This window comes from Streptomyces chengmaiensis (genome assembly GCF_029846775.1).
GTDB lineage: Bacteria > Actinomycetota > Actinomycetes > Streptomycetales > Streptomycetaceae > Streptomyces > Streptomyces chengmaiensis.
In genome coordinates this window covers 42204-60233 of the sequence record NZ_JARWBG010000038.1, presented here as the reverse complement: position 1 = coordinate 60233, position 18030 = coordinate 42204, and the positions used below count along the sequence as shown (strand labels likewise).

General features: G+C 70.9%; 12 protein-coding genes and 2 CRISPR repeat arrays. All 12 genes read right to left on the bottom strand.

Annotated elements, in window-relative coordinates; translation table 11 throughout:
• Positions 1–577: direct repeats of the CRISPR family, unit length 28 nt; unit sequence GAGCTACCCCCGCGGGTGCGGGGACGAC.
• Between the two features lie 21 nt (positions 578–598).
• The 12 genes from cas2e to QCN29_RS26260 all read right to left on the bottom strand — a co-directional run bounded on the left by cas2e (position 599) and on the right by QCN29_RS26260 (position 17995).
• Positions 599–943: a type I-E CRISPR-associated endoribonuclease Cas2e gene (cas2e, locus tag QCN29_RS26315; protein ID WP_279931261.1), complete on the bottom strand. Its 345-nt coding sequence runs from the start codon at positions 941–943 to the stop codon at positions 599–601.
• Entirely contained in the window at positions 940–1932 is a 993-nt protein-coding gene (cas1e, locus tag QCN29_RS26310) for a type I-E CRISPR-associated endonuclease Cas1e (protein ID WP_279931259.1), read from the bottom strand. Before cas1e ends, cas2e begins: the two co-directional genes overlap by 4 nt.
• Positions 1925–2716: a type I-E CRISPR-associated protein Cas6/Cse3/CasE gene (cas6e, locus tag QCN29_RS26305; RefSeq protein ID WP_279931257.1), complete on the bottom strand. Its 792-nt coding sequence runs from the start codon at positions 2714–2716 to the stop codon at positions 1925–1927. Before cas6e ends, cas1e begins: the two co-directional genes overlap by 8 nt.
• Positions 2717–2720: 4 nt before the next feature.
• A complete protein-coding gene (gene cas5e, locus QCN29_RS26300) occupies positions 2721–3521 on the bottom strand; it encodes a type I-E CRISPR-associated protein Cas5/CasD (RefSeq protein WP_279931256.1) in 801 nt (266 codons plus the stop codon).
• Positions 3518–4696, bottom strand: coding sequence for a type I-E CRISPR-associated protein Cas7/Cse4/CasC (cas7e, locus tag QCN29_RS26295; protein WP_279931254.1), 1179 nt, complete (start codon positions 4694–4696; stop codon positions 3518–3520). The genes cas5e and cas7e overlap by 4 nt, the downstream gene beginning before the upstream one ends.
• Positions 4697–4836: 140 nt before the next feature.
• Entirely contained in the window at positions 4837–6030 is a 1194-nt protein-coding gene (gene casB / locus QCN29_RS26290) for a type I-E CRISPR-associated protein Cse2/CasB (RefSeq protein WP_279931252.1), read from the bottom strand.
• Positions 6027–7817: a type I-E CRISPR-associated protein Cse1/CasA gene (gene casA, locus QCN29_RS26285; protein ID WP_279931251.1), complete on the bottom strand. Its 1791-nt coding sequence runs from the start codon at positions 7815–7817 to the stop codon at positions 6027–6029. Before casA ends, casB begins: the two co-directional genes overlap by 4 nt.
• Positions 7818–8045: 228 nt before the next feature.
• On the bottom strand, positions 8046–10940 hold the full coding sequence (gene cas3, locus QCN29_RS26280; protein WP_318036743.1) for a CRISPR-associated helicase Cas3': 2895 nt from the start codon (positions 10938–10940) through the stop codon (positions 8046–8048).
• Positions 10941–11116: 176 nt separating this feature from the next.
• Positions 11117–12608: direct repeats of the CRISPR family, unit length 28 nt; unit sequence GTCGTCCCCGCACCCGCGGGGGTTGCTC.
• A 364-nt stretch (positions 12609–12972) separates the two neighbouring features.
• The gene (locus tag QCN29_RS26275) at positions 12973–16677 is read right to left on the bottom strand and encodes a LysM peptidoglycan-binding domain-containing protein (RefSeq protein WP_279931250.1); all 3705 of its coding nucleotides are present in this window, start codon (positions 16675–16677) and stop codon (positions 12973–12975) included.
• A gap of 3 nt (positions 16678–16680) precedes the next feature.
• On the bottom strand, positions 16681–17145 hold the full coding sequence (locus tag QCN29_RS26270) for a TadE/TadG family type IV pilus assembly protein (RefSeq protein WP_279931248.1): 465 nt from the start codon (positions 17143–17145) through the stop codon (positions 16681–16683).
• Positions 17142–17600, bottom strand: a complete 459-nt coding sequence (locus tag QCN29_RS26265; RefSeq protein ID WP_279931247.1) for a TadE/TadG family type IV pilus assembly protein — start codon at positions 17598–17600, stop codon at positions 17142–17144. Before QCN29_RS26265 ends, QCN29_RS26270 begins: the two co-directional genes overlap by 4 nt.
• A complete protein-coding gene (locus QCN29_RS26260) occupies positions 17597–17995 on the bottom strand; it encodes a TadE/TadG family type IV pilus assembly protein (protein ID WP_279931246.1) in 399 nt (132 codons plus the stop codon). The genes QCN29_RS26265 and QCN29_RS26260 overlap by 4 nt, the downstream gene beginning before the upstream one ends.
• Positions 17996–18030: the final 35 nt, after the last annotated feature.

The window sequence follows — 18030 nt, the reverse complement described above, 5'->3', positions numbered from 1 at the left end:
GAGCTACCCCCGCGGGTGCGGGGACGACAGCTGAACGAACGGCGACAGAGCGTTGGACCCGGAGCTACCCCCGCGGGTGCGGGGACGACAGGCCGCTACCGTCATGGATCATGACCTGTGAGGAGCTACCCCCGCGGGTGCGGGGACGACGAAGCCACAGTCGACACAGTCCCCACCCAAGAAGAGCTACCCCCGCGGGTGCGGGGACGACGGCGGGGGCGCTGGGGACTGGTATGCAGGACGGGAGCTACCCCCGCGGGTGCGGGGACGACCGTTCGAATCACGGCAGCACGTCCAGGAAGTGGGAGCTACCCCCGCGGGTGCGGGGACGACCGGGCCGTGGTGGCTGTCTGTCTGGGTGGGGGCGAGCTACCCCCGCGGGTGCGGGGACGACCCGGGGTAGGACAGCAGAGCGTCGATCATGTCGGAGCTACCCCCGCGGGTGCGGGGACGACGTACCAGGAGCGGCGCGTCTTTCCGCCAGCACCGAGCTACCCCCGCGGGTGCGGGGACGACATCCGGTACGTCTCCGCCGTGGTGAGCACGCTGGAGCTACCCCCGCGGGTGCGGGGACGACCCTTCGTGACCTGGGATGCTGTCAAGTGATCATGCCGTTTTCCTTCACCTTGTTGAGGGGCTTCCAGGGTTGTCCGTTCTGGCGTGGGCGTGCGATGAGGGTGAGGCCGTCGAAGTCGAGGGGCGTCCAGCGGTCGCGGCCGGCGGTGCGGGTGCTCCAGCCCTGTTCGGTGGTCGCTGGTTCGATCATGGCGGCTTGGCCGTCATGGATGCGTTCGGTGAGGATGGCCCAGAGGCGGTCACGGACGCGTGGGTTGGGGTTGCCGACGTAGACGCCTGGGGCGACTTCGGCGAACCACCGTGTGAGGTGACCTCTGAGGCCTGGTGGGGCCGCGATGAGGACGACGACGGTCGTGTTGGCGCTCACGGTGTTGTCTCCCCCTTGGTGGGGTCTTCCGGTTCGGAGGGCTCGGGGATGACGTCGAGGTGGTCCGTGGCGCTCCAGTTGCGGCCGCTGCTGACGACGGTGTCGCCGTCGTCCCATAGAGCGCCGAGATCCTCGTCCAGCAGGTCGGTCCCCTCTGGGACGAGGAGGCGTTTGATGTCGGCGACGATGCGGGGGAGGAGTTTGCCTCGGACGACGGCGTCCCGCAGTGCTGTGCGCGCGTCCCGTTCCGAGGTCAGTCCTTGTGCGGCGAGGTCGAACGCGAGGGGGATGGTGTATTCGGCCTTGTAGAGGTCGGAGATGTCCAGTACGAAGGACAGTGCGTTGCCGGTGTGGACGAAGCCGAGGGCGGGGCTGGCGCCGAGCCCGGTGATGGCGGCGTGGCTGATGCCGTAGAGGGCGGAATTGGCTGCGGACAGGAGGCGGTTGACGTCGTCGCCTGCGGCGAAGGCGTCACCTGGCTTGTAGTCACGCTTGGTCCATGGCACGCCGGTGCGCTGGGAGTGCTGGGCGTAGAGGCGGCGGATGCGAGTGCCTTCTCTGCCGCGGAGTTGCTGCAGGGTCAGGCCGGCGGTGTTCTCGTCGGGGAAGCGCATGTCGTACATGCGGCGTGCCACGGCGACGCGTTCTTTGGGGCGGGTGACCAGCCATGCCTGGCGGAGTTGGAGTTGGGAGCCGCGGGCGGTGCTGGTGCCGGTGGCGTAGAGGCGTACGCCCTGTTCGCCGACCCAGCACACTGTGGTGCCGGAGTCGGCGAGCAGGGTTACGGCGGGGTGGGTGATGCGGCTGCCGGGGCCGATGAGGAGGACGGCGAGCCAGGCGGCCGGGACGTGGACGGTGCGGGCCCTGTTGACCAGGACGATGGCGTTGTCGTCGCGGTCGATGTGGCAGCGTTCGGCGTAGAGGCTGCTGATGCGGTCCTCGATCCGGTGCAGGTCCTGTGGCCCGGTTCGCCACCATGGTTCAGCCATGGTTCGCCCCCTCGGGGGTGGGGCGGAGTGGTGCCAGGGTGAGGAGGCCCTGTCCGTAGCCTTTAGCGGGTCCGATGCCGCCGAGAAGGGCAGTGCGCAGGGCGTCGGGGTCGGTGACGCGCAGGCGCCCTTCGAAGGTGGCAGTGGACAGGGTGATCCGGGGGCTGTCGGTGTGCTTGTGGAATCGGAGAATCTCCCGGCTGACGACGGTCACGGCCGGCCCCGCCGAGAGTTCGGGTTCCTCGGCGTGCAGGCCGGGAGGGGGAGGTGTGGTGGTGGCGTCGGGGATCGTGAAGCCGTGGCGATCGCAACGCTTGAGGAGCCACTCGAGCTGCTGTGCGGCGGTGCGGTGGGCGACGCGGGACCCGCGGGGGCGGGTGCCATTGTCGGCGCCCTTCTTCAGGCGGGCCGCTTGCTGCTCACTCGGCCGGGTGGGGCGAGGGATGTTCTGGATGGGGTTGGCCGTGAGGCGGAAACCAAACTCGCGGCCCTTGACGATGCGGTCCAGCAGTGGCGCGTAGTCGGCAATGAGCGGGGCGCCTCCGTCGGCGCCGGGCCAGCCGACGTCGTCGATGATGTGGGCCCAGGAGGGGCGGCTCTCCGTAAGGACGAGGACTTCGGCCCGGTTGGGGGTGCTGTTCTCCAGGCGCCACAGGACCCGTTCGGTGACGGGCTGGACGGCCAGTCCGGCGAGGATGGCGGCGTGCAGGCGGTGGGGGCTGGAGAGCAGAGATACAGCGGCGCGGCGGCGCGGGTTGAGTGCGATCTTCGACAGGTAGGGCATGAGGTCACCAGCCCAGGAGGGCGAACGGGTCGTGATCGGAGTATCCGGCGGCTCCGGTGTCCGGTGCGGAGTCGGACGGGTGGGTACGGCCGGTGGGCACGGTGACCCAGAGGTGGCGCACGGCGCGGCGGCCGAAGCGGGTTCCGGTCTTGAGGTCGAAGGTGTCGGGGACGTCGACGGCCAGGTGATCGCCGGCCGGGTCTTCGACGGTGGCCTCCAGCGACACGCTGGCGCCCTGGACTTGGCCGCGGCGGTGACGGCCCGCCTGCCACGGCACTTCCCTCAGCACGTTCTCCAGTGTTGCGTCGGGATGCAGGCCGAGGCTGACCGGGCCGGTGGGCGGGCAGGAACGACGACCGAGGGACAACGGGTGCACGGGATTGCGTACGGCCTCTTCCAGGGCCTGCAGGAGGGGCTTCGGGCCGCGGAGGGCGGCGACGAAGGCCGCGTCTTGGAGGTAGAAGCGCCGGGTGACGCCGGTGTACTTGCGCGGTGTGGTCCGCGTCTGCTGTCCCTTGGCGTTGGTCTTGGCCGACAGCAGCGGAAGTCCCCGGTAATCGCTGTAGGTGTGGTAGTCACGAAGCAGGGTGCCGGGCTGGTCCGCCCGGACCCCGAGTTGCAGGCCAATCAGGTCGGTGAGGGACGCCTCACGGTCGCGGCCTTCGGCGGCGGCCAGGAGGCCGAGGACGCCGGACTTGGTCGGTTGGGGGCGGGTCTCTCGCCAGTTGTAGCGGGAGGGCCCGCCCCAGGACTGCAGGGGCGCGGCCAGCCTCAGGGCCAGGACAGCGTGCTCGGTGCCGGTCATCGGGCGCCGACCTCGGCCGTGTCGGCAGGGGCCAGTTCGCCGCGGTCGAGCCACTCGCCGACCAGGGCGTCCACGGAGTCGAGGAGGGCGGGGAAGGCCAGGGAGGCGCCGAACACCTCGGCGATCTTGTTGCCTTCTGCGGTGTAGGTGGCCAGGGTCCGCAGCGGCTTGTTGCCCCAGGTGTCGCCTACTGCCTTGAGCTCGGCGGCCAGGCGCACGACGGACTCGGCGGCCAGGCCGGTGACGCCGGTGACGGGCTCTTCGTAGGCAGAGACCAGGTTCACCGGCTGGTCGGTGCGGACGGTCAGCAGGACCAGGTGGGGCAGGGTGCGGTGGGCGAAGGAGTTCTGGTGCCCGGTGGGCATGGAGCGGGCGAAGGCGTCGACGAAGCGGACGGCAGTCTGGCGGGTCGCTTCGGCGTCGGAGAGGTTGTCGCGGAGTTGGTGGACACCGAGAACGGCGTAGCGGTAGAGGGTGGAGGAGTTGAACTCGACTGTGCCGATCATGCCGGCACCGTGGTCGTCGGTGTTCTCATCGTCCACCGCTGTGTAGTAGTCGAACTCGGTGCGCACGGCATGGGTGGACAGGGCGTGCGCGACCTGGACGGAAGCGTCCACCTTCAGGGTGGGCAGGTCGGCGACCATGCGGCCGAACAGGGCGACCTCGGCCGGGTGTCCGGTGGACAGTGTCTGCACCACGTGCAGCTTCTTCATCTCGCCCTTGAGGTCGTCGCCGGACAGAGCGGCGAGTTCGGCGGCGCGGCCGTCCAGCAGCTTCACCAGAGCGTCGAGCTGCTTCTTGCCGAAGAACAGGAGGTAGGCGGACTGGTCATCCTTCTTGGCGGACTTGGTGATACCGAGCGGTTCCAGCAGTGCGGCTGCCAGGTGGTCGGCCTGCTCCTCGGCGAGTCCAGCGCCGCCGTCGGCGGCGGGTCGGGCGAGGCGCTGGGCGAGCAGGGTGGCGATCCGCTTGGTGCGGGTGGCCCGGTCGGACTCGGGTACCTGCCGGGCGTACTCGGTGCGGGTCGCGCGCTTCCACGCCTGCGATGAGACACGGGCACGTCGGGCGCCGCCGAAGACCGCCTGCTTCGGAGTCCCGGAGTCGTCCCGGTTGGCGTTGGAGGGCGGAAGGCTCTGCAGGATGTGGACCTCGACAAACAGGCGGGGCTGGCTCATGGGACGGTTCCTTGATTTCCTGGGGCGCCGCCGGAGCGTGCGCGCGCTGGGGTTGTAGTGGAGAGGTACAGGTTGCGCATGGCCGAACTAGGCAGGTCGGCCCTTGCTCGGGGCAGGCGGGGCTGCCTCGGCTGGTGGTGTCAGGCAGTGGCGGCGCGGTGGAAGTCGTGGTCCCACCGCTGTCTGAAGTCACTGGCGGCGTCCGGGTGGCGGGGGTCGTCCCAGACACGCAGCGCCGTGCGGAGCAGGTCGTAGTCGAGTCCGACGCCTGCCTGGTTCAGCTGCGGGACGAGCGAGCGCAGATGCATGGCGAGTTCGTCGGCGTCAGCGGAGGTGAGCAGGGCACCGAAGCGTCTCTCCAGCGCTGCGGTCGCGCTCTTGCCCTCGCCGCTCGCGGCTGCCTGCCTGGCGAGCAGACCGGCGGCCCTGCCCGGGCTGTTGCCCGGGATGTGCATCCGGCGTTCGTGCGTCTGCTGGTGGCGGGCGAAGAGAGTGAGGACGACGTGCTCGGCCGTCAGGTCCCGGGTGAGGGAACCTTTGTCGCGCCACTGGGACGTCATACGGGTGCGGTGGAAGGGCCACATCACGGCGACCGTTCCGGGCTCGCGGCCGGTGCCGGACCGCATTGCGGCCAGCGCCGCAGCGGCCTCCGGGTCCTTGGGGCTGTACGTCACCCAATAGGGTGCCGGCTCCTGGCCGGGGCTCTTCTCGTCACCGCTGTCGAAAGACGAGGCGGGGGTGCCGGGGTCGGTGTGCTGCAGGCCCCAGGCGCGCAGCACGCGGTTCCTTTTCCCTCCGTCCCAGTGGGTCAGTTCATGGAACAGGCGCGTGTAGTCGAGGCGGACGTCAGCTTGCCGCAGGAGTGGCACGAGGCGCTGAAGGTGCTGCGCGAGCTCGTGCACGTCCTGGGCGGTGGCCGCCGCGATGAGCCGCCGCTCGACTGCAGCCTCCGTCAGGGTCTCGCCTCTGTGCAGTTGCAGGCATGCGGTGCCCAGGCCGATGCCTGCGTGGTGGACGGGCCCGGACGCTGCGTGCTGGTGCAACCCGAACAGTGTCAGTGCGTAGTGCTCGGCGATGTAGGAAGCGGGGAGACGGTCGGGGCCGCCGTCAGGGAGGAAGACTCGGTGGACCGGCCGCATGGACGCGACCGTTCCGGCTTCCCGGCCCACGCCCTCACGCAAGGCCCTGAGGCTTCGGGCAACGTACTCAGAGAACCCCGGGGAGCGCCCCTCGCCCGGCGTCGGCTGCCAGTCCTGGGCGGCTTCCTCCCAGAAGAAGCGCCGTAACCGCCCCGTCGCGAGACGCGGGCCTTCGGTGTTCAGTGAAGATGTCATACCTCAAGCGCCTCCTTCGCGGGAGCGTGGCGTTCCTGGGTGGCTCGCTCAAGAATCTCGGCGACTCTCGTCCGGAAGACACCGATGGCCTTGCCGCTGCGGTAGACGAACTCCTTGTCACCGTTCTTCACCGCGCGGCCCACTGCGGCGCGCGGCGGGGTGGCCGCGAGCAGCAGGGCGGCCTCCCGGTCCGCGGCCATCCGGACGGACTGTTCCCACGCCAACTGTGCGCGCTCCAGGAGTTCGTCGTCGTCCTCTCCGACGCTGCGGAGCCCGACGAGCAGGCGGCGCACGGTCCGGTCGAGGGCGTGCAGGAACTGGGCGGACGGCCTGCTGCCCTTGTCGCGCGGCAGCGGATCGCCGCCCGACGCACGCCGCAGGTCGTTGTTGAGGCTGTCGAGTGCACGGGCCACTTGGTCGGCCTGCTCCACACACTCCAGCAGGGCCCGGCGCAGCCATTCGTCCTGGGCGAGCAGTGATTTCACGGGGAGGGGCAGGTCGTCGCCGATGGCGTTCTCCACCACGGCGGACTGTGTGCCGTACTCCAGCCCCGACGTCTCCACGCCCAGCAGGTACCCGTCGGACAGAACGCCAGCGCCCTGCAGGTCCCCGATCTGACGCAGCAGCAGGGAGGTGTACGGCCCGTCGCCCTGCGCAGGGAGCGTCATGGCCAGCAGGGTCGCCAGGCCCTGCCAGGCAGCGCGGCCCGAGGTGTGCCGGCGGGGGCGCTGGTGCGGTTGGTTCTTCTTGGGCTTGGCGGTGTGCTGCCACGCGGTGTGCGGCTCAGTCTCGGGGGTCCGTGCCAGCCGGTCACCCGCGGACACGATCACGCGGTTCACGCGGAGTCCGCTCTCCGTCTCGCATGGAAAGAGTCGGATCCGGCGGGACTGGAAGGTCAGCAGGTCCAACAGCCCGCTCACCGGCCGCTCCGACCACTCTGGGCCGGCCGGCGACTTGCAGCCCGCCCCGGCCGGACGCTCGTCCCACGCCCACTGCGGCCGGTCGTCGGCCTTCAGCCCGTCGGGGAAGATCGGGGTGTTCAGCAGCAGCGTCTCGTACAGTGTTGCCCCGGTCGGGACGATGACACCCAGCTGGCCGAGAGGCCCGGGCGGATTGCCGGAAGTAATTGCTTTCTTCACCTGAGGATCGCCTTCAGCGCCGGTCTTGATCGAGGCCGTGTCCCAGCACTGCACATGAAGCAGCCACAGCACCGCGTCGCCCGGAGTGAGCAGAAGCTCATCGGCCTCGCTCAGCGCGCTGAACATGGGCACGTTGTTGCCCGACGCCACCGACTGCACCAGCTGCGCGGCCGGCTTCGTCTCCCCGTTGGCTGCCTGGAGGTCTGCGACCTGCGCGAACGGACGCTCCGCGTCGAAGAGCCGGAACCGGTCCCCGTAGCGAGGCCCCAGGTACTCCTCGAGACGATTGTGTTCGTCCTCGGAGAACCGCCCTCGTCGGAATCTCTCGCCCCACTCCTGCCGAGTGCACGGCACCCCGAGGGCGTCGAACACAATCGGCAGCAGGAGCTGGCGGAGCGCCACGGCCAGCATCGTATGGACCGGTAGTTCGAGGCGCCGGATCCTGTGCGCCTCGGATAACGCGCCCAGCAGACCGACGGGCCGTGTGGAGCCATCCACATCGACCGCGGTGAGCACAGCGCCGTGGACCAGGTCTCCATTGGCGTCCATGGCGGCCTTCCCCTCCATGAGGCAGCCCCACGCCCCGCTGGACGTGGGGGTGGCAGTCGGATGCGCATCCTCCCCGGAGCGCACTACCTCGCCACTCATCACGCTTCCACACAACGTTCAGTGCTTTCAACCGAGTTGGCCATTTCTCCGGCCACGAACCTGGACCGCCTACTCAGCACTGGGCAGCGACTCAGTAGGCTCTGCCGCGCGTACGGAGGGTCCCTCGCTTCCCCGCAGGGCTGGGGGTGTTCCCGTTCAGTGCTTCATGTGGTCCCCGCACACGCGGGGGTGACCGGAACCGCGGGGGACGCTCCGCACGCACCCCACTTACTGGCGCTCGACGACCAGACCGAGGACGTCGTCGTACGACACCAGGTCCGTCCCCAGGAGCCTTGTTCCGCCCTCCTCCAGTACCAGAGCGGACCGGTGCTGGAGCCACGGACGGCCGGCCCATCCCGGCAGAGGGCCCAGTTCCGCCTGGGCAGCGTCGGTGAGTCCCGGCGGCAGGCGGACGGTGCCGCCCATCAGGCGGTCGGTCACCTCATCGTCGTCCACCTCGCCGTGCACGCCGAGCCAGGTGCCGTCATGCGCCCGGTAGCCGCCGGGAACCCGGCGGACAATCACCGCTTCGACCGTGACCTCGCCATCCCTGACGACGGCGTCGAGTTGTTCCTCCGTGGCCGCCCGGCTGCCCGCGTAGTGCAACCCCTCCAGCGTGGGGGAGGCCCACTCTCGCTGACGGCAGAGGAGGAATTCCTCAGCCTCCCTCGCCCTCTTCAGCTCTGCAGCCTGCCGCCGCTCCCATGCCTCGGCTTCGGGCCAATCGGGCGGGCAGACCGCGGCATCCCCGTAGGCGGTGGCAACCAGCTCCGGCACGTCGGCGGGAATGCTCCAGGATGACCTGGGCGGCCCCTGCCCCTCTCCGCCGAAGGGGCCGGCGACCTCCATGACAAGGGCAGCCGCACGCAGCAGCGACCACTTGCCATAAATGGCCTCCGACGCCCCCAGGAACCGCGGGACACCATCCCGCCCCGCCGTCACGCCGGTGACCAGAACCCGCGGCGCCCGATGCGCATCCGGCCGCCGAGTACCGCTATGGCGGTGCAGCCGGCCGATACGCTGAAGGAGCAGGTCCGCGGGCGCCAGGTCGGTAATCAGCACATCGGCGTCCACGTCGAAGGACTGCTCCGCAAGCTGGGTGGCGATCACCACCATGCGATGCGGCCGATCCTCTCCAGCATGCGGCCCCAACAGACAAAGACACTCCGCCGTGCGGTCCGCACGGTGTGCCGCGCACAGACGCGCGTGCAGCAGATGCAGACTGCCGTCGAAGCCCCCTTCCAGCAGTTCCTTGTAGATCGCCTGCGCCCGGGCCACCTGATTGACCACCACCAGCGCCACACCGCCATTAGCGACGGATCTCCGCACAGCCTCCGCCACCCGCGCCCCGGCACGATCGACATCGGGCAACCAAGCCAGCTCCACCGGCACCGACTCCCGCCAGGACTCCACCGCCTCAGGAGACGTCTCGGCGACCGCCCGACCGCCCACGCCATAGGCCACCGTGACGCACGGGTACCCGGCCGGCTCCGGCACCGGCTCGTGCACGTCGGTCCCCAGAGCACCGGACACATAGGCATCGACGAACGTCTGCCGCTGAGAAGGCGGCAGCGTAGCCGACAGCAACACCACCGGAACCCCCGCCTGCCCCAGCCAGCGCAGCGCCTCCACAAGGAACTGCCGCATATACACATCAGCAGCATGCACCTCGTCGACGACCACAACCTTTCCGGACAGCCCCGCGAACCGGAGCATGACATGCCGAGTGCGTGTCGCCGCATGCAGCAGGTGATCGACGGTGCCTACCGCAAACGCGGCGAGCAGCCCCCGCTTGCTCCCGAGAAACCAGTGCGCCGGGCCATCCGCCGCGGGATCGGCCCCTCGGCCCGTCGACGGCAACTCAGCCGGATCCCTGCCGTACCAGGCGTCCTCGTCAATGGCTCCGAAGTCATCCTCCCCCTCATCCGGCCCGCCCCCGGAGCTGGCTCCGCCCTCACACCCGCAGCCGTCACCGCCCGGCCGCGGCTCACCCTCCCAGATCGCTCGCCACCAGGCGTTGAATCGCCGACGACCGTGCAGGAGCGCAACCTGCGACTCAAGCTCCGGCTCGAAGGTGCGCACCCACTCGAGCACCTGCTCATACATCGGATCGCTCGTCGCCTGCGTCGGCATCGCCACGAACACACCGTGCAGACCGAACCTGGCCGCCAGAACCTCCGCAGCCGCAAGCGCCGCCTTCGTCTTGCCCTCCCCCATGGGCGCCTCGGCAACCAGAAGCCCCGGCACGGGCATCGCCCAAGCCCGCTCCACCAACTCCTGCTGTGACGCACGGGGTCGCACCCCCAGACGGCCGGTGAGCGGATCCAGCCGCTTCTTGGGCAGCGGCAGGTCTCGCCAACCGCCACGCAACCGCAACCGCCCCCACGCCCCCTGCGCCCGACGCCGAGCCTCGCCGAAGGAGACGAGCTTGGCATCCGACAGGCCGGTGAACCGACTGCTGTCGCTCGCGATCCAGTCAGCCATCACGATGAAGCCCGAAAGCGCCAGCTGCTCCGCCTTCCGGAGAGCACCCACCGGCCTCACGTCCGCAAAGTCCTCAAACCCAACGGCCCGGGTGAAGACGTCCACCACCGCCCGCTGCGCCTCTTCCCACGAGGCACCCCGCCCCTGGACCTCCCGGTGCGACGGCCTGATGTCACAAACGGACGGAAACGCACCATGATGCCCCGCTACCAGCGGCCACACCCATCCAGCGGCCTCCTCACTGCCCCACTCAGCCACCATGCGAGGTAGCAACAGCGCAGCCCCAGCGACATCATGACGCCACCTTCTCCGCCGGTTCGTCGGCAGCCGTCCCCACGTTAACCCCGCCGCCAGCACGGGGGCGGCCTCGGCCGCGTCGACCGCCTGGAACGCCGGGCATGCTTTTCCGCAGTCGTGGATGCCGCACACCCACATAAACCACAACCTGCCCCGGCCCCCGCTGACCTCATCCAGTCGCCGTCGGAACGCCGCAGACACGTACCGGTCCCACATCTCCGCCGCCACAGCCGCCGTATCCAGCAGATGCCCCAGCAGCAAGTGCGTCCGGCCCCCATTCCGCACAGCCGACTTCCCCCACAACTGCGACACCCGCTCCACGGCCTCCGACGACAGTCCCATAGCCGCCATCAACTCGACGACCGAGCCTTCACCGTCGACCACCCGAACCACCCCCAATCCGACGCTGCGCCACACTAGGCTCTGCCACTGACAACGCACCCGGACAAGCCACCAGAACCCCCATGCATGTAAAGGAAAACCGCACCCCCGGCTAGCATCAATGCAGCGTACGAAGTGTCGTCCCCGCACCCGCGGGGGTTGCTCGCGGCCCGCGGATATGAGGTGCACGCTGCCGTCGTCGTCCCCGCACCCGCGGGGGTTGCTCGCCTGACCAACCGGGATGACGTCCTCGGCTCCGGTCGTCCCCGCACCCGCGGGGGTTGCTCCCACAGGCCGCCGAACACGGCGACCCCGAACACGTCGTCCCCGCACCCGCGGGGGTTGCTCGGCGCTTATGGACGGCGTGACCGCCAGCAGCACGTCGTCCCCGCACCCGCGGGGGTTGCTCAGGACGACCTGCGCGACTACCAGGTCGTGCTGCGTCGTCCCCGCACCCGCGGGGGTTGCTCCCTCCATGCTCGAGACCGGGCAGTGGCTGCGACGTCGTCCCCGCACCCGCGGGGGTTGCTCCTCAGACGGGGCGTCGTTCACGCACGACGGATGGTCGTCCCCGCACCCGCGGGGGTTGCTCCTCCGCAGCCGCATCCGCGCCGTCCTCGACCAGGTCGTCCCCGCACCCGCGGGGGTTGCTCGCTGCTGGGGATCTCGACCCCGACGGTCCAGCAGTCGTCCCCGCACCCGCGGGGGTTGCTCCTCCGCCAGCCTGCACGGCAAGGACTCGCACGAGTCGTCCCCGCACCCGCGGGGGTTGCTCCTCAGCCGCCGTGCCCTGCTCGATCGGATGCCCGTCGTCCCCGCACCCGCGGGGGTTGCTCCCACACGGCGGCGCGCGCGGCGAGGTGGGTCTTGTCGTCCCCGCACCCGCGGGGGTTGCTCCGCCGCGGTGCGGCTGCCCTGCCACGGGTAGGAGTCGTCCCCGCACCCGCGGGGGTTGCTCTCGGGTCCGAGAGGTAGTCCTGACGCGCCCCATGTCGTCCCCGCACCCGCGGGGGTTGCTCCCGCTGCAGATACATGCCGCGCTCACCGGCGATGTCGTCCCCGCACCCGCGGGGGTTGCTCGACGTTCCACGGATTGTCGGCGGTCGCGGTGCCGTCGTCCCCGCACCCGCGGGGGTTGCTCCGTCCTCAGTGAGCGCGCCGCGATCGACCGCACGTCGTCCCCGCACCCGCGGGGGTTGCTCCCTGGTCTGCGGGCACTCGGAGCCGTACTCGCAGTCGTCCCCGCACCCGCGGGGGTTGCTCGCTGGTGACGCCTGTGTAGAAAGTCGCTCCCACGTCGTCCCCGCACCCGCGGGGGTTGCTCGTCGGATCCGCGGGGCTGGTCGCTGCCGGTGATGTCGTCCCCGCACCCGCGGGGGTTGCTCCATCACCCCGGGCGGGTTCCTGCGCGGGGTGCGGTCGTCCCCGCACCCGCGGGGGTTGCTCCCCGAGCTGGTCGAAGAAGTCGCTGTACTCCTTGTCGTCCCCGCACCCGCGGGGGTTGCTCCGGGGCCGACGCCGTGGCGGCGACCGGGGTTCCGTCGTCCCCGCACCCGCGGGGGTTGCTCCGGGCGCCCCTGGCGGGGCGGCTGTTCCCGTTCGTCGTCCCCGCACCCGCGGGGGTTGCTCCGCCTGGACGACGTCGGTGCCGTGGACGGGGCCGTTCGTCCCCGCACCCGCGGGAGCCCGCAGCACCCACGCCGCCCTCACGGAGGTGCTCGTGGCCCTGGACGACCCCGATCGCCGCGGCTTCTTCGTCCTGACCACCGGCGCGCTGGCCGGACTCGCCGCCGACTGGGCCACGAGCGCTGACCAACACCAGCGCACCCGAGTGCACCACGCTCCTCCACCCGCTTTTGCACACAGACCGGTGGTGTCGGCCCCTGGTCATGCGAGCGCGTAGGTCCGCGATCCGGTCTCGGCGACGACATCGTCGGGCCCCTCGGTGAGCAGTACTCGCCACCAGCGGGCTTCCTACGCCGGAGTCCTTCCGTCAGCGGGCACGGCTCACGGGGCGCGGCAGCAGGTTGCGCAGGAGCTCGGCGGTCTCGGCTTCCATATCGACGCCGCCGAGGAGCTGTTCGTTGATGCGGGCGAGACGAGCGGCGGCCTCGCGCAGGGCGTCGATGTCGCCGGCGGCATGGTGGGCGAGGAAGATCTGGCGGTGCAGCATCTCGCTCTCCTCGGCGGCGAGCAGTCCTCGCTTGGCCGCCCATAGGGCGCCGGGCATGTCGTCGGCTTCCCTGCGGCGGGTGGACAGCTCGTACGCGACGTCCACGACCGCGGAGACCATCTCCTGGATGGCCGGCTCGGCCCAGGCGTAGCGCTGGGGGGCGATGCCGGTGAAGGGTCGTCCGCGGACCAGGGCGAGCGCGCGGCGCAGAGCGAGGTCGCCGTCTTCGTCGTGGCGGGCCAGGCCGGTGCGGGCGAAGCGCTGGAAGCGGGTCCAGTCGCAGGTGACGGCGGGGCCGAGGCGGTACCGGCTGTCGCCGGTGTCCTGGACGCGTGGCAGATGGGCTTGGCCGTCGGCGTCCTTGCCGAGCCAGGATCGGGTTCTGCTGATGACGGCGTTGCGCATCTGCTTGTTGACCAGGCGCCCGGGCCAGAGGGCGTCGTCGATGCCGTGGTGGTCGACGCCTGGGTTGAGGGCGAGGAAAGTGACCAGCTCGATGCCGGCGCTGCGGCGGCTGGAGTCGATCCGGCCGCTCGCGCCTTCGATGCTGATGGGTCCGAGCAGCAGGACAGTCGGCCCTTCGGCGGCGGCTGCTTCAGCCGCCGGCCCAGGCGGCGCGGCGACGGTTGAGTGTGCCGCCACCGGTGTCGGCGTGTCGCCGGCGGCGGGGTCGGTGTCGCCAGCGGGTGCTGGTGCGGGGATGGTGACGTGGACGGCTGGCGCGGCAGGCGTGGGGCAGGGGCTGGTCAGGGCGAGCGCAACGTCCGCCGGTCCGGAGGCCGGTCCGGGGCCGTCGTCCTTCGTGCCGGTGGCCTTGGGGGCGGCGGTGACTGCGTCGCCCTCGTCGTCGGCGGCCAGGACCTCGGCGAGCGAAGGGCCAACGGCGGCAGGGGCGCCCTGCGGCCCGTCCTCGTCCTCGTCTTGGCGCTTGACCAGGTCGGGGCTGGTGCCTTCTTGGGAGCCGTCCGTACCGGGCGCAGGCTCGTCGTCCTTGGAGGCGGCATCCTGTTCGAGCTCGGCATATTCCGCCGGCAGCCCGTCTTCGTCCGCTGCGTCCTCGTCGGCGACTTGCTCGGCCTCTTCAGCGGGCTCTGCGCCTGCGGCATCCACGCTGCTGGCGGCGTCGTCGATGCGCCCGGGCCCGTCCTGCTCGTCGTCGTCCTGGTCGTCCGCGGCGTGGGTCCAGTCGGGGGCCGGGACGTCGGCGTCGCTGGCCGCGAGGATGAGCAGCTCGATGGCGTCAGCGAAGTGTTCGTCGCTCAGGCCTTGCAGTTTGACGGGGAGGTTGGAGCCGGGCAGGGCGATGGTGTGGTCCGGGCCCTGGCATTCGAGGGTCCACGCGGTGGCCGGAAGTTCGGCTGGGGGGCTGGCGGTGATGACCGCGCCTGCAGCGCGGGGTTCTTCGGTGAGGGAGTCGAAGAGCGCGGTGCGGTCGGTGCCCTCCGGCAGGGACTCCGCCAGCAGGATGTGCGGGGTCCAGGCGCCGGCGGCGTCGTCCGTGAGGCGGGCAGCGCGCAAGCTGCTGGTGCCGACGACACCCAGGGCGCGGCGTTGGTCGTCCGTGTGGCCGGTCAAGTCGGCGGCGGCGTTGGCGAGGTCGGCGATGCGGACGACCCGCTCGGGGGCGGCCGAGTCCAGGCCCGGGGCGGTGTCGGCCAGGGCGGTGACTTCGAGGTGACCGGGAAGCGGGGTGCTGGCCAGCTCGACCGCGATGGCCTGCAGGACGTGCCGGGCAAAGTCGTCGTCGCCGGCGAGGTTCAGGATGCCGACGTGCTCGAGGTCGACCAGGACTAGGTGGCCGGCGCCGTCCCAGCCGATCGAGACTAGCGCCGGGTACGGGGCGTCGGCGTCCTTCAGCCGCTCTTCGTCGGCCAGGTCCGGGCTGGAGGCTGGGCAGACCCACAGGTCCGTGCGGCCGGCCGTCTGGGTGAAGGGCTTCATGGGTGCGGTGTCCTGGGCCAGGTGGAGTTCCACCTTCGCTTCGTGGAGGACGACCGCTTCGATGACAGGCAGTTCGCGGCCGGCGGCAGCGAGGTTGAGGGCGAGCGATCGCAGGGCGGTGCCGAGCAGATCGAAGCCGGTGGGGTGCTGGGCGGCGCGCAGGCCCTGTTCGGTCGCGGCCGCGCGTCCGGCGGGCATGGGGATGCGGCGGCCGGGCCGGCGGCGACGCTGCTGCAGGATCCGGCGGGTCGCCAGGGTGCCCACGAGCGCGGCCGCCAGGGCTCCGGCACCGGCCCATACGGCACCCGGTGCCAGGGCGGTGTCGTTGTTGCTGCTGGGCTGTGCGGCCGGTGCCGGGGTGGGGCTGCTGTCCTCGCTGGGCGCGGGGGCCGCGGTGCTGGGCGCGGGGGCCGCGGTGCTGGGGGCGGGATGTGCGGTACGGGAGGGCGTGGAGGCCGCGGCTGGCGGGCTCGGCTTACCGACCCCCGTGTCCTTGTCGGCGTCCTTCTTCGGAGTCGTCTCAGGCGCGGGCTTCTCGTCCTGCTTGTCCTGGGGATTCTCCGGCGTCTTCGGGTCGGCCGTGTTCTGGTCTGCGGGCGGCGCGTCCGTTTCGGCCTGGGGCAGGTCCAGCTCCTGGCCCGGGTAGATCAGGTTGGGGTTGTTGAAGCGTCCGCCGCCGGGGGTGGGTTCGCCCTTGTTGGCCTCGTAGATGGCCGGCCAGTCCTCCGGGTCTCCGTGCGCGTCGGCGATCGTCCAGAGACTGTCGCCCGCGCGGACCGTGACGCTGTCCGGCCGCTGTGGTTCGTCCTCGCCGTCGGTGGAGTCGCTGCCGCTCCGGTCTTGGGCCTGGTCCTGGGTGTGCTGCTTGGGGGCCTTGGTCTGCGGGCTGCTGCTCGCCTCGGGGGCGGGGCTGATGGCCGGGGCGGCGGGCCGGGCGTCGGCTGGCAGCTTGATGACCGCGCCCTTGGGCAGGTACTGGTCCCCTGCCGCCAGCTGCGGAATCTCGGGGTTCAGCGCGGCGATGTCCTTCCAGCGCTTGCCGTCCCCGAGATACTCCTCCGCCAGATCCCACGGCAGCTCGGTGGCGGAGGCGACGGTGTGCTGAGGCCAGTCGGCGTCGTCGACCGGCGTGGAGGCCTTGGCGCTCGGCGTGGCGCTGCTGCTGCTCTCCCCCGCTGTATTTACGGTGGCTGCGATGGCCGGCCCCGTAGTGGCCGCGGAGGCGGCGGTGGGGGCGAGCAGCACGATGCCGCCGATGAGGAAACTGGCGAGCGACTGCAGACTGCGCAGCCCCTTGATCCTGGGTGCGGAGCGGCGGCGCAGCAGGGCGACGATTTCCACCAGAACGGAGACGGTGAAGGCCGCCCAGCCGGTCCAGCCGATGCAGGTGAGCACGACCAGGAACAGGCTTCCGTCGTCCTGCTCCAGGAGGTTGATGCCACCGGCCAGTTCGGTCGGCTGGTGGCCCACGGTCAGCAGCAGGTAGGGGACGCCGGCGACCAGGGCGGCCAGGATGGCGAGGCCGAGCAGGGCCCGCAGCAGCACGCCGATGGCGCGCAGCGGGGCGGGGGTGCGATGGGGCACGGTTCAGCCTCCAGCGGCTTGGGTCTGCAGGTGTGCTTTCGCGGTGCCGGTCACGTGGATGGTGCCTTTGCCGACGAACTGCGCGAAGTAGGTGTCGTAGCTGTCGTTTACGGTGACGGTGAGGCTCTGCCCGCTGTCGGTGATCTCCACGCTGCCTTGGACGTTGGCGGCGGCGAGGTAGTCCTGGGCAGCGCCGACGGCGGCGTCAGGGTCGATCGTGATGGCGGTGCCTTCGATTGCCTGGGCGGGGTCGAGCTGTTGGCCGGCGGTGCGGGCCGCCTCCTGCGCGATGGAGGTGGCCCGGTTGGCGGCGTTCAGTGCGCCGCCGCCGTCGACGAGCAGACCCATCACCATCAGGATCGCCAGCGACGACAGCGCGAAGAACATGGACATGGAACCGCGGTCGCGGCGGCGTCCGGCCAGTGCCGCACGCCGCCGCGCCATGATGCGGTGAACGAAGGTGTTCACGAGCGGCCCCGGTGGGTGTCGATGGGGCTGGTCCACGACGCGGTGAGTGTCTTGGAGCCGGGCAGGCCCGGCAGTCCGATGTCGGACAGGTTCGCCGTGCAGGCGATCGTCGCGGTCACGTTCGCCTCCACGCCGATGTCGAGCGCGTAGCCGGAGGTGTCGACCACGACGCTGGAGGCCTGGCAGGTGATGCCCTCGCCCTGCAGGCTGCGGTTGGCTGCGGCCTGTGCCTCGGCCTGCGCGCTGCCGGCGTCTCTTTCGAGGGAGGCGGCACGGGCCGCGGCACGGGCTGCGGAGTCCACGGCGCCGTCGGCGTCCGTCACCCGCCCGAAGGCGATCATCAGCAGGAGCAGGCCGATCATCACTGGTGCGAGGATCGCTGTCTCCAACGCGTAGGAGCCTCGGTCGCGGCGCAGCGCCTGTGCGAGCTGCTGCAGGTTGGTTCGCGCGTTCACGGCTGGGTGAACCGTTCGATGGGGGCGTCGGCGTGCTGGACGACGTCCAGTGTCAGGCCGGGGACCAGGGTGGCGACGCTGCCGCGCACGGTGATGCGGATCTCCTCTGTGGTGCTGCCGGCCGACGACACGCTCGGCTCTTGGACGCTGCCGCCGAAGCGGTTGAGGAAGGTCTGCGCCTGGGCGACGCCGTCGCCTTCGCTGGCGCCGAACTGTCTCCCGGCCTCGACGCCCTGGCGGGCGGCGGACTGGGCGACTTTGCGGGCGTGGTAGTACAGGCCGACCTGGATGGCGGTGAAGATCAGCGCGAGGACGACGACGGCCAGGACCGCGAACTCCACGCTGCCGAAGCCCCGCTCGCTCCGCAGTTGGCGACGACGGATAAAGCGTCGCAAGCCTCTCAGCATCCGTGGTTTCACGCCTTTGTCCT

Excerpts from the sequence above, each read along its gene's own strand:
- cas1e (WP_279931259.1), bottom strand. The coding sequence starts at position 1,932 with ATGGCTGAACCATGGTGGCGAACCGGGCCACAGGACCTGCACCGGATC.
- cas6e (WP_279931257.1), bottom strand. The coding sequence starts at position 2,716 with ATGCCCTACCTGTCGAAGATCGCACTCAACCCGCGCCGCCGCGCCGCT.
- cas5e (WP_279931256.1), bottom strand. The coding sequence starts at position 3,521 with ATGACCGGCACCGAGCACGCTGTCCTGGCCCTGAGGCTGGCCGCGCCC.
- cas7e (WP_279931254.1), bottom strand. The coding sequence starts at position 4,696 with ATGAGCCAGCCCCGCCTGTTTGTCGAGGTCCACATCCTGCAGAGCCTT.
- casB (WP_279931252.1), bottom strand. The coding sequence starts at position 6,030 with ATGACATCTTCACTGAACACCGAAGGCCCGCGTCTCGCGACGGGGCGG.
- casA (WP_279931251.1), bottom strand. The coding sequence starts at position 7,817 with ATGAGTGGCGAGGTAGTGCGCTCCGGGGAGGATGCGCATCCGACTGCC.
- cas3 (WP_318036743.1), bottom strand. The coding sequence starts at position 10,940 with ATGGGACTGTCGTCGGAGGCCGTGGAGCGGGTGTCGCAGTTGTGGGGG.